Consider the following 11828-nt stretch of genomic DNA (forward strand, 5'->3'; position numbering starts at 1 on the left):
GTGAATGGCATACTGAAGCAGGAGTTTTTACTGCACCGATGTAGGACATTTGCGGAGCTGAAGATACTTGTTAGAGAATCGATAGCAATATACAACGATATGAGACCGCATCTGAGTTTGAATATGGCAACCCCTAATCAGGTGCACAATAGAAAAGGCCAGCTACTGGAGCTGGCCTAAAAACTGTCAACCTATCTTAGGACGGGACATCATTTTAAAGTGCGCCGACGCTTACCGCCGAGCACACTTTCCATCTTAAGAATTTCGTCTTACGGATGGCAAACGTTGTGTAACTCTAAGTTAGTGCCAATATCTTTATTACGGTCGGCTTTGGCATCGTCGTTACGTAACTGAGTTAAGTGGTCGAGGTAAGATTGGTCAACATCGTTAGTGATGTAGTGACCGTCGAACACTGAGGTTTCGAAACGTTTGATCTCTGGGTTTTCCATTCTCACCGCTTCAACCAGATCCGGCAGATTTTGGAAGATAATGCCATCGGCGCCAATCAGCTTAGCAATTTCATCGGCATCACGACCGTGGGCAATCAGCTCATTCGAAGTTGGCATATCGATACCGTAAACGTTCGGGAAACGGATTTCCGGTGCCGCAGAGGCAAAGTACACTTTCTTCGCACCCGCTTCACGCGCCATCTCAATGATTTGCTCTGAGGTGGTACCACGTACGATAGAGTCATCCACTAACAGCACGTTCTTACCTTTAAACTCAGTGTTGATGGCATTGAGTTTACGGCGTACCGATTTTTTACGCTCCTGTTGACCAGGCATAATAAAGGTACGGCCGATATAACGGTTCTTCACAAAACCTTGACGGTAAGGTAAGTCCATGCAACGGGCGATTTCTAATGCGATATCACATGAAGTTTCAGGAATCGGGATCACCACGTCGATATCATGGTCGTACCATTCTTTTTTAATCTTTTCACCGAGCTTGGCACCCATGTTTACGCGGCTGGCGTAAACAGAGACGTTGTCGATAGTCGAATCAGGACGCGCAAAATACACGAATTCGAAGATACAAGGTGAGTAACTTGGCTCTTTGGCACATTGGCGAGTGTAAAGCTGGCCATCGAGAGAGATATAAATCGCTTCGCCTGGCGCCACATCGCGCATCACTTCAAAACCCACGGCATCGAGCGCCACGCTCTCAGAGGCCACCATGTACTCAGTACCGGTTGGGGTTTCGTGCTTACCTAATACCAGTGGACGAATACCGAAAGGATCGCGGAAGGCCACCAGACCTTGACCTATAATCATGGCCACTACCGCATAGGCGCCACGGGCTTGCTCGTGCACTTTGGCGATAGTGTCGAACACTTCGTCAGGCGTCAGCATTAAGCTAGTGGTTTTTTGCAGCTCATCAGCCAGCAGGTTTAGTAATACTTCGGAGTCGGATGTGGTGTTCACATGGCGACGCTTTTTAATCAGGCCTTCAGCTAATTCAACCGTGTTGGTTAAGTTACCGTTATGGGCTAATGAAATCCCAAATGGCGAGTTAACATAGAAAGGCTGCGCTTCTGACGCGCTGGAACTGCCTGCAGTAGGATAACGTACGTGGCCAATACCTGCATTGCCCTGTAGACGCTGCATGTGTTTGACTTCAAATACATCTTTGACCAGACCATTGGCTTTACGTAGTCTGAAAGCACCACGATCAACGGTCACAATACCTGCCGCATCCTGACCTCTGTGCTGAAGCACGGTCAGTGCGTCATAAATGGTCTGATTAACCGATGATTGGCCAACTATTCCGACGATACCACACATGGGTAAGCTTCCTCATTGTAAGATGTTCTATGCCCTTTCATGTTGAAATATAAGTAAAAGACGAAGTAAATCCCCAACCATACGGCTTAAGTGCTTCATCTCAGTGTTGAGTCCGAACCTTGGGCTTTGGGCTCAACCTTACTTATCCTCCATCACTTAGGATAAATTTATTGTCTTTTTTATAGTTTGGGTACAAAGCTGGAGGTGTTTTCCAAATAGTGAAAGAACCATTGGATCACAACGCCAAATTCGGGCACTAGTACAGAGTCCTTCCACCATTGGGTGTTGGGTGAGCCTGTAAAAGCATCCATAAAAAACAGCAGCGCACTGACGATCAGCGCGCCCCTAATGGCACCGAAACACAGACCTAAGAGTCTGTCAGTGCCAGATAATCCGGTTTTAACCACTAATTGCCCAATGATGTAATTGATGAGGGCGCCGAGTATTAAGGTGGTGATAAAAAGAATAGCAATGGAGACCCCATTGCGTAGCACCTCATCGTTCATTTGCGTGAGATAAACGGCGAGGTCTTGATAAAATTGGCTGGCAACAAAGAAAGCCGCGAACCATACCACTAACGACATGGCTTCTTTGGCAAATCCGCGGATCAGACTGATAAGAGTCGATAACCCGATAACGAAGATGATAGCGTAATCAATCCAAACCATTGAGATGGCTTTCCAGCATAGGCTTTAAGACGGCGCGATTCTACCAGAGACTGAAACGATTCTCACCCCTAGCGAGGTAAATAAATTATTTCAGCCCCTGCTGAATAGCATTAAGATTCCAAGGGATTAAAAGGCACAATTCGGCCTTTCAAACGGGTTAGGGTTTCAATTTCTTCCTGCATTTTCTTGAGCTTAGCTTCGGAAACATCAGGCCCCACGAACACTTTCGTCAATACGCCATCCTTAGGCGTGTCTGGAATTGTGTACGCCTTGTAACCACTTTTACGTAACTGCGCCACCAGCGCTTTTACGTTGGCGGCATTGCTAAATGCGCCTAGTTGCAGGGTAAGTCCAGGTTTTAATGAATCGCGGCTCACCACTTTGATGCCATCGTCTTTGGCAGGTTTTGCAGATTCTGTTTTCGCGGTTTCGGCTTTAGGTTTGTCCGCTTTCGCCACGACGGTTGGCTTGGTTTCAGGCTTTTTGGTCTCAGTTTTAGTTGCAGCTGGCTTTGGCGCCTCTTTCTTCGGCTCGGCCTTAGCGGTCTCGGTTTTCACCGGCTCTTTCACTTCAGGCTTATTTTCCGCTTTTGCCGTCTGTGGTTTGGCGGTCTCCTTCACCTCTTCCGCTTTAGGCTCGACTTTTGCCGCAGGCGTGTCTTTGACGTCAGTATTGACCGCCTGCGCTAACGCCGCCTCATCATTCGGAGAGGCCTCTTCGGGTAACGCACCTTCGCCATCCACATCCTGTGTGGACAACACCTCAAACATATCATCGGCGTTTTGCTGCGCTATTGCGGCAGGACGCAGGGGAATTTCAGCAAATTGTTCCTCTTGGCGGTCCTTCTTGCCATCTAAAATATCCGGCAGAAAAATCACCCCGAGGGCGACCAGCACCACAGTGCCGACTAATCGATTATGAAACTGGCTAGACAAAACGGTTATCCTGCTTAAAGAGAGACTTAAAACCTGCCACAGTGTAAAAGGAGCCAAACACAATTACCACATCATCGGGCTGAATTTGCACTTTTAATGCCGTCCATGCCGCGGCGATATCGTCAAACTCATGGGCCTTAGTATCTTGCGCTAAGGTTTGGCGCAGCAAGCTTGCATTGGCGCCGCGCTCACCCTGTAAACTCACTAAGTACCAAGTATCGATTAAGGGTGAAACCACAGGCAATACGCCTGCAATATCCTTATCCTTTAACATGCCGCACAGGGCAAACACTCGCTTCCCCGTCACCATTGGCGTGAGCTGCTTGACTAAAAAGCGCGCCGCATGGGGATTGTGCGCCACATCGAGTAAAATCAGCGGCTGCTCGTTAACTTGCTCTAAACGCCCGGTTAAGCGCGCGCTGCTGATGCCTTTGGAAATGATATCGGCAGCAATATGCGGCCAGCCATGCTCAACAATCGCAATCACAGTCGCAGCGTTTGGTAATGGCAATGTCGGCAAACTCAACTGCTTGAGGGTGAATACTTGGCCTTGGTAATCCCACGTCTGGCCATCTTGCTGGTAACTAAACTCCTCACCCACACGATAGAGCTTGGCGCCAACATCTTGGGCGACATCATTGACCGTATGGGGTAAGTTCGGCTCGCCGACAATGGCGGGACGACCTTGGCGAAAAATACCCGCCTTTTCACGACCTACCAGCTCGCGGGTATTGCCCAAATACGCCTCGTGGTCTAAATCGACGGACGTCACCACGCTGATATCGGCATCAATCATGTTGGTGGCATCCAAACGACCGCCAAGACCGACTTCTAAGATCACCACATCCAACTTGGCTGCTTTAAACAGAATTAAGCCAGCCAAGGTGGCATATTCGAAGAAAGTCAGCGAAATCTCGCCGCGGGCCGCCTCAATCTGCTCAAAGGCCGCCACAAAGGCTTCATCGCTGGCATCTTGACCGTTAATGCGCACCCTTTCATTGTATTTGAGCATATGGGGCGAGCTGTAAACGCCCACCGTCAGCCCTGATAAACTCAGGATGTTCTCGAGCATGGCGCAGGTGGTGCCTTTGCCATTGGTGCCCCCTACTGTGACCACTTTACTGGGTCCGAGATCCAATAAATGCAGGCGCGCGGCAACCTCTGAAACCCTCGTTAATCCCATATCGATTTCGGTTGGGTGAATCGATAATAAATAATCTAGCCATTGTGCCAATGGCGCATTCGCACTCGGCACAGTTAAGGCTGTCTGTTCACTCGGGGCTGTGGTCATCTGTTCTTTCCTTCCTTCGATACGCGCTTCACTTAATCGGCAAAGCGGCGATTAATCCAGCATAAACAATGGCCCTAAAGCCAACTTAGGCAGTTGATACTGCTCGGGATATGTCACATCGACTAAATAGAGTCCATTGGGTTTGGCAGTGGCCGCCGCTTGATTTCGATCTTTAAGCGCGAGTAAATCCGCCATCCAAGTCAATGGTTGGTTGCCTAGGCCAATTTCCAGCAGGGAGCCGACAATGTTTCGCACCATATGGTGTAAGAAGGCGTTGGCAGAAATATCGACTATCACATACATGCCCTGACGCGTCACTTTAACGCTGTGCACATTGCGAAATGGGGTTTTCGATTGACATTGAATGGCGCGAAAACTGGTAAAGTCCTGCTCACCAAGCAGCGCCTGCGCCGCAATATGCATTTTATCGGCGTCGATATCACCGTGGTAATGGCTCACGCCGTGACGTAGGATCCCAGGGCGGAAATTATGATTGTAAATCACATAGCGATAACGTCTGGCTGTTGCAGAAAAGCGAGCATGGAAGCTGTCATCCACCTCTTTTGCCCAACGAACGGCGATATTATCGGGCAAATTGGCATTCACCCCTAAGGTCCACGCGCCTTCGTTACGTATGGCATTCGTCTCGAAATGCACCACCTGTCCCGTTGCATGAACGCCGGCATCGGTTCGTCCCGCACAGAACAAGCTGATGGGTTCGTTGGCCACCTTAGATAAGGCTTGTTCTAATTGCCCTTGTACTGAATCGACTTCGGCCTGACGTTGCCAACCGAAATAACCACTGCCGTCATATTCAATACCTAATGCAATCCGCATCCACACATCCTCACAGTTAATTTAGCGGCGCATTTTATCACAGCAGCCCACAAAAAAAACGGCGCTCTGCGCGCCGTTAGTGTGAAATCAAGCCCCTTAGGGATTAGCCCATCTCTTTAAGTAAACGAGCCGCTTCTTCTTGCTGACGCTCGTTACCGTCGATTTGGACTTCCCGTAGCAATGCTTTGGCACTGTCGCTATCATCGATTTCGATATAGGCGCGGGCTAAATCGAGCTTGGCATTGACTGAGTTTTCCTCATCGTCCACGTCGATCATGGCGGCATCGCCAATCAGGGCGCCCACATCGCTCATCTCCACATCCATTTCGGGATAGAGATCTGTCTCTGTGTTGTCCTGCTCGGCATCGTTAAGCAGTTTTTCGATATCGATATAACCATGCTCGTTTTGGAAGTTAGTTAAATCATGCTCTGGAACAAACTTCTTCGACTTGCGAGATTCCTGCGCATCGAGGGCCGCTAGAGCCTCATCGACGGTGAGCGTATGCTCGTCATCGAGGGCAAAGCTGTCCTCAGGGGTTAATATCTCTTCCTCTTCGAGGTCGGTATTGGTGCTAAAGGCGGCAAGTACGCTGTCATCGCTTAAATCGACATCATCAGTATCGTCTTTTAAATCGAACTCGCGGCCTAAATCCAGCTCATCATCGAGATTAAACTCAGTGCTCGAAGCTGTATTTTTGGCATCAACCTCTGGCTGATTATCTGGCGCAAACTCTAGCGGTTTACGCGACGAGCCCTGCACTGGTACCGGATCTAAAGGCAAATCGGTTTCAAGTTTGCCCGGCGTTTTCGCTTCAGGCGTAGGCGCAAAATTCAGTTCGGTATCCCAATCGAGAACATGGGGATCTTTAGTCTTGTTGGCCTTTAAGTCATTGAAGAAAGATGACTCTTTTTCCTTCGCACTCGCGGCGGCCGCCACGGCAGATGCGGCGACAGCAGCACCAAGAGCAGGTGCGATATCGTCAGTATCTTCATCAAAACCCGTAAACTTAGGCTCTGCGGCAGCGTCATCGGCACTGTTATCCGTACTGTCTTGGTTATCCGCAATCTCTTCACTCAGTTCGAAGGTATCGTCCGTGCCATCAATGGCATGGGCGGCACCAATGCCCTTGAGTAAATCTTCTTCCTCGTCTTTTTCTTCTGGTTCGACATGGGTGGTTTCTAAGTCGAAGTTAAAGTCGTCGGCATCCGCATCGGCTTGTTCAGGCACATCGAACTCGGCTAAGAGTGAATCGAGGTCGTCCTCTGCCGTCGACAAGTCTTCAGGTAATGCGGCTTCGAGTTCGGCGGCAATGTCATCGCGCTCAATGGCGGCTTCTGCTTGAGCCATATCCTCGGCAACGGTGTCGTCGATAACAGCCTCTTCGACGAGCGCTTCTTGCGTGTTAAAGCCTGCCAATAACTGGTCGAGATCTTCATCGCTCGTTGGTAAGTTTGGAGCGAGTTCATCATCCAACTCGGCGGCAATGGCCGCTGCGACTTCAGGATCGGGCTGCGCTGGAGCATCGAGGCCCGCGAGTAGCGCATCGATATCGTCGGATTCGCTTACACCAATGTCAGTTAAGTCGGCATCAAGCTCAGCGGCAATTTCATCGCTTAAATCGGGTTCGGGCGCGGCGGGTTTATCAAAATCTGCCAGTAAAGCATCAATATCATCGGTTTGCGCGACACCCAACTCGGCTAAGTCATCGTCTAATTCGGCGGCAATTTCATCACCGAGATCATCAGCAGTTTCTGCTGGCGCCTTGTCATAATCGGTCAATAAGGCATCGAGATCCTCATCCGCCGCTTCGACAGGTTTGTTAGCCTCTGGCTGGTTAAAGCCTGCGAGTAACGCATCGATATCGTCGTCGGCTGGCACTGCGTCGTTTTCAAGCTCAGTGTCCAGCTCTGTGGCTAAGTCAGCGCCTAGCCCAGATTCTAGCTCGGCGGCAATCGCGGCGGCTAAATCTTCATCCTCTGGATCTGGCGCAGTTTCAGCAGGTAAATCGAAACCGGCTAATTCGTCGAGTTCGTCGAGCCCTTCAGCTGTAGCTTGAGCTTCCTGCGGGGTCTCTTCTTCATCAGAGCCTAATCCAGCCAGCAGTGCATCGAGGTCTTCTTCCTCAATAATATTGCCAGATGAGGCTTTCTCTTCAGCAAAGGCTTCGGCTTCCTCTTGATCACCCATGGCCTCTGCCCAGAGATCGTCCAGAGACTGGCCTTCATCCTCTTCAAATTGAGGTTCAGGCTCAGTGCTGACACCTGGGTCAATAAACATTTCTGATGCCATGTCCATCTGTTCATGGCTATCGGTCATTTCCTGCTCGGGTTGCAGGTCAACACTGCCAACATCGAGTAAGCTGTCGATCGAATCAGCATGGTCAGTATCTAGATGTACTGCCATGTCGCTGAGATCGTCATCATCCATCGCCAGCACAGACGCACTCGCCACGCCAGCCGCACCCGCGGCCATCATCGCCGCCTGCTGTGCTTCTAGCTCGCGGCGCTCTTTATTGCGTTTACGGCGTAATAGCCAGAAAACGAGCACCAGTAGCAATAATGCGGGGATCACCGCCGCCGCAACGAGGAGCAGCGGATTACTCATCAGGTTACGCCACAGATCATCGGGCTCTGCGGGCATGGCAGGCTCGTCTGTCGTCGCGGTCTCTGGCGTTTGTGCGGCCTCAACCTCGGCTTTAAGTGCAAGGTTTTGCTTCTTACTGGCCTGTAGGGTTTCTTCTAATACCGCAATCTGTTGATTTAATTCTTCAACCTTGGCTTTGAGTGTCTCAACATCGGTATTTCTCACCGCGAGTTGATCTTGCGCTCTGGCTAACTCATCGGTCAGGGATAAATTCTTGCTCTCCGCCGCTTCGAGGCGTGCATTGACATCCGAACTCACCATCTTAGGCGCGGTTGGCGTCGCAGCCACTTCGGTATTGGTCACTTTCGCCGCTTCGGGCTTCACCTCGGCCTTAGGTGGCGTCTCCACCTTAGGTTTAGGCTGTGCGACTGTCTGAGTCGGTGCAGCTGGCTTAGTCGCAGGTTTGGTTTCTGCCTTAGGCGTGGCTTTAACACCAGAACGAGCCTGCTTGTCGCTGCGCTCGGCGCGGGCAATGGCCAGACTATTGGGGATGGCGAGCATCACTTCTTTCGAAGGGATCAGCAAAATCATGCCACGTTCGAGGCTGTTATAACTGTCGGAGTTAAACGCATGGGGGTTAGCATCAAATACTGCGGCCATCACTTGATAAACGCTGACACTGGCATCGGGACGGACTTTTTGCGCAATACTCCAGAAAGTGTCCTTAGAGGTCGTTGGTCCATATTGATGATTGACCTGACGGATCTGTCCGTCTGGTCCCATGATTTTTAAAGGTTTTATTTTGGGAGTATCAGCAGCTATCGCAGGATCAATAAAAGAGGTCGTGGAAGAAACAGCTAAAACGGTGGCCATCAGGCCCACAAGATACGAAGTGCGAAATTTCATCAATCCTTCCCTTTGAAGCGCTATTTAAGTTATCTCGCTGATAACAGGCTTTAGGCAATTGTATTTATTGAGATTACTATAAACTAGAAATCCCAGCCCTGCTACTGTTCACAATTGTAAAACAAAAAAAGCCTGCTGGCAGCAGGCTTTTTCACTGGGCATCAATTGCCACTTAAGAGTTAGTAATAATCTCTCACTAAAATCTCGGCAATTTGCACACTGTTTAAGGCTGCGCCTTTACGGATATTGTCCGACACCACCCAAAGGTTAATACCGTGAGAATGGGAAATATCCTTACGCACACGACCCACATAAACAGGATCGGTACCCGCTGCATGGGTTACAGCCGTTGGATATTCGTCATCGGATTCGAACAATACCACTCCTTCGGCATCGCGCAGTAAAGCTTTAATATCTTCTGCATCGGCGACTTGACGCGTCTCGATATGTACGGCTTCTGAGTGACCATAGAAGACTGGCACACGCACGGCCGTTGCGTTGACGAGGATTTCGTCATCACCGAAAATCTTCTGGGTTTCCCAGACCATTTTCATTTCTTCTTTGGTGTAGCCGTTATCCATAAATTTATCGATTTGCGGCAATACGTTAAACGCGATTTGCTTTGGATAAACTTCAGCATCAGCAGGCAGACCTTGCAGCAACTTAGTACATTGTTTTGCCAGCTCTTCAATCGCCTTTTTACCGGTACCAGAGACTGACTGATAGGTCGCAACGTTAATACGGCTGATACCGTAAGTGTCGTAAATCGGTTTTAGTGCCACCAGCATTTGGATGGTCGAGCAGTTCGGGTTAGCGATGATGTTACGGTTGCGGAAATCGGCAATCGCATGGGGGTTAACCTCAGGTACAACCAATGGAATATCAATGTCGTAGCGGAAGTGAGAGGTGTTATCGATCACCACACAACCCGCTTCAGCGGCGATAGGCGCCCACTTGGCCGAGACATCGCCACCGGCAGAGAAGAAGCCTAACTGTGCTTGACTCCAATCGAAGGTTTCGACGTCCAAAATGGTAACTTGTTTGCCATGGAAGCTGACCGTTTCACCGGCGCTACGGCTACTGGCTAAAGGATATAAGTTCGCAACCGGGAAGTTACGCTCTTCGAGGATCTCAATCATAGTTTGACCCACTGCGCCCGATGCACCTAAAACGACAACATTAAATTCCTGCGACATAATTACCGACCGACTCCTGAAAAACCTAAATTGGACAACCAATCTACCTCAGATTGGCCGTGATAAGCCAGCGCCAATGCACTAAATTCGCGTCTATGTTTGTGATTTTTTCTCATAGTGTCGAAGCCATTCGACCTTGCAAAGCCATTTCGGAATACGGCATCGTCATCACGCAGGTCGTAGACGAATCTTGCGAGTTGTAATAAGGCTTTTTCATCGGGAGTTTGTTCGAGTTCGACCGCCTTGAAATGAAATGGCGGCAAGAGCTCGGATAAGCGTTTGGTGGCCGGAATAGCTAACAACTCACACAACTTTTGGTACAGCATAAAAGTGCCACGAGCCTTACCTTCTAAGCTGTAACCGGCGATATGCGGAGTCGCAAACTCAGCAAAAGGCACCAGCTCCGGCATGGGATGTGGCTCCCCTTCCCATACATCGAGCACCAATTTAAGATCATCCCTTTGCTGCTTAACCTTAATTAAGGCTTGATTATCAATCACATCCCCACGGCAGCAGTTCACCAGCCAGGTATTGGGTTTAAGACTCATCAGGCGCGCTTCATCGAATAAATGCAGCGTCTTATGCTCGCCAGTGCGAGTGATGGGCACATGTAGGCTGATGATATCCGCTTCAAGTAATAGGGTTTCAAGGCTCACAAAATGACGGGGATCGCCCTCGGCCGCTTTGATGGGGTCATTGAGTAATACCTTAATGCCGTAGGCTTCGAGGCATTTGGCCGTCGCGCTGCCAGTATTGCCCGCACCGATAATCCCCACGACTTTGCCCTTGAGCGGCGAGTTAAACCGCGCCGCCAGTTCTAACATCGCAATAAAGGCAAACTCCCCGACTGCGGTCGCATTACAGCCGGGTGCATTCGAAAAGGGAATACCACGCCCTGCAAGGTAGGCCAGATCCACATGGTCCGTCCCTATGGTGGCGCTGCCGACAAACTTAAGTTTTGGATTGGCATCTAACAATGCAGCATTGACTCGGGTGACCGAGCGCACCAGTAGCACATCGGCATCTTGCACCTGCTCAGGCGTTAGCGTGCGGCCATTGACTGGGATTATCTCGCCTAACGCCCCAAATAAGGGTTCGACATAGGGCATATTTTCATCGACAACAATCTTCATGGGGACCTTTCTGATAAAAATGGGCTAGAGAGTGAGTAGCCAAGGATTCTAGCAAGACTCTGATCATAAACCCAATCCCTGAGTCGCATTATGCCAATCGTTTTAAAATGTGTTCATTCAGCGGGAGCTACAAGCATTCCATTCCCTCGTTACATTGACTTAAAAGGGAATAACCATTTCTGCATCAATTCGCCTTGGATTGAGATGCCGGAGAGGCTCTGAACTGAATTAGATATTTAATGTGATTGGTATTTCTGAATTCCAACCAGTAAAGAATCCACCTTCTTCAGAAGGTGGCTTTGTTTTAACCCCCTAAAAGGGGGCCTTTATTCAAGAGCAAGTTGACCCTGCTCTTGCCGCTCTACTTTCTCTTGATGCCTAACGTATCTACGGATTATTTCCTCGTTAATTCCAATCGAATCGACGAAGTATCCTCTCTGCCAAAAATGATTTCCCCAAAGTTTATTCTTACGTAGGTAAGGAAATTTACTGAA

The 11828-nt window shown here is 49.6% G+C and carries 10 protein-coding genes; 1 reads left to right on the forward strand and 9 read right to left on the reverse strand.

What is annotated here, in order from left to right:
* A partial coding sequence (locus tag CBX96_RS21180) for an integrase core domain-containing protein (RefSeq protein ID WP_146194347.1) occupies window positions 1-180 on the forward strand: 180 nt, incomplete at its 5' end.
* Window positions 181-269: 89 nt separating this feature from the next.
* On the opposite strand, the gene purF is transcribed toward CBX96_RS21180, so the two are convergent.
* From purF to CBX96_RS21225, 9 genes are all read right to left on the reverse strand, one after another.
* Complete coding sequence (purF, locus tag CBX96_RS21185) at window positions 270-1784, reverse strand: amidophosphoribosyltransferase (protein ID WP_011716540.1); 1515 nt, start codon at window positions 1782-1784, stop codon at window positions 270-272.
* Between the two features lie 179 nt (window positions 1785-1963).
* Window positions 1964-2452, reverse strand: a complete 489-nt coding sequence (locus CBX96_RS21190; protein ID WP_011716539.1) for a CvpA family protein — start codon at window positions 2450-2452, stop codon at window positions 1964-1966.
* 110 nt (window positions 2453-2562) lie between these two features.
* Window positions 2563-3387, reverse strand: a complete 825-nt coding sequence (locus CBX96_RS21195; RefSeq protein ID WP_109287977.1) for an SPOR domain-containing protein — start codon at window positions 3385-3387, stop codon at window positions 2563-2565.
* Window positions 3380-4678 carry a bifunctional tetrahydrofolate synthase/dihydrofolate synthase gene (folC, locus tag CBX96_RS21200; RefSeq protein ID WP_109287978.1) on the reverse strand — a complete coding sequence of 433 codons (1299 nt, stop codon included), beginning with the start codon at window positions 4676-4678 and terminating at the stop codon, window positions 3380-3382. Before folC ends, CBX96_RS21195 begins: the two co-directional genes overlap by 8 nt.
* 51 nt (window positions 4679-4729) lie before the next feature.
* Complete coding sequence (truA, locus tag CBX96_RS21205) at window positions 4730-5515, reverse strand: tRNA pseudouridine(38-40) synthase TruA (protein ID WP_109287979.1); 786 nt, start codon at window positions 5513-5515, stop codon at window positions 4730-4732.
* 103 nt (window positions 5516-5618) lie between these two features.
* Window positions 5619-9005, reverse strand: a complete 3387-nt coding sequence (locus CBX96_RS21210; RefSeq protein ID WP_109287980.1) for a FimV/HubP family polar landmark protein — start codon at window positions 9003-9005, stop codon at window positions 5619-5621.
* 179 nt (window positions 9006-9184) lie between these two features.
* Entirely contained in the window at window positions 9185-10201 is a 1017-nt protein-coding gene (locus CBX96_RS21215) for an aspartate-semialdehyde dehydrogenase (protein ID WP_023267706.1), read from the reverse strand.
* 2 nt (window positions 10202-10203) lie between these two features.
* Complete coding sequence (locus CBX96_RS21220; RefSeq protein ID WP_109287981.1) at window positions 10204-11334, reverse strand: 4-phosphoerythronate dehydrogenase; 1131 nt, start codon at window positions 11332-11334, stop codon at window positions 10204-10206.
* Between the two features lie 326 nt (window positions 11335-11660).
* Window positions 11661-11828: transposase (locus tag CBX96_RS21225; RefSeq protein WP_181382224.1), on the reverse strand; the 168-nt coding region annotated here is incomplete at its 5' end.

Origin of the sequence: Shewanella sp. BC20, from assembly GCF_003129585.1 — a bacterium.
In the GTDB taxonomy this organism is placed as follows: domain Bacteria; phylum Pseudomonadota; class Gammaproteobacteria; order Enterobacterales; family Shewanellaceae; genus Shewanella; species Shewanella seohaensis.

Excerpts from the sequence above, each read along its gene's own strand:
- purF (WP_011716540.1), bottom strand. The coding sequence starts at position 1,784 with ATGTGTGGTATCGTCGGAATAGTTGGCCAATCATCGGTTAATCAGACC.
- CBX96_RS21215 (WP_023267706.1), bottom strand. The coding sequence starts at position 10,201 with ATGTCGCAGGAATTTAATGTTGTCGTTTTAGGTGCATCGGGCGCAGTG.
- truA (WP_109287979.1), bottom strand. The coding sequence starts at position 5,515 with ATGCGGATTGCATTAGGTATTGAATATGACGGCAGTGGTTATTTCGGT.
- CBX96_RS21220 (WP_109287981.1), bottom strand. The coding sequence starts at position 11,334 with ATGAAGATTGTTGTCGATGAAAATATGCCCTATGTCGAACCCTTATTT.
- CBX96_RS21190 (WP_011716539.1), bottom strand. The coding sequence starts at position 2,452 with ATGGTTTGGATTGATTACGCTATCATCTTCGTTATCGGGTTATCGACT.
- CBX96_RS21210 (WP_109287980.1), bottom strand. The coding sequence starts at position 9,005 with ATGAAATTTCGCACTTCGTATCTTGTGGGCCTGATGGCCACCGTTTTA.
- folC (WP_109287978.1), bottom strand. The coding sequence starts at position 4,678 with ATGACCACAGCCCCGAGTGAACAGACAGCCTTAACTGTGCCGAGTGCG.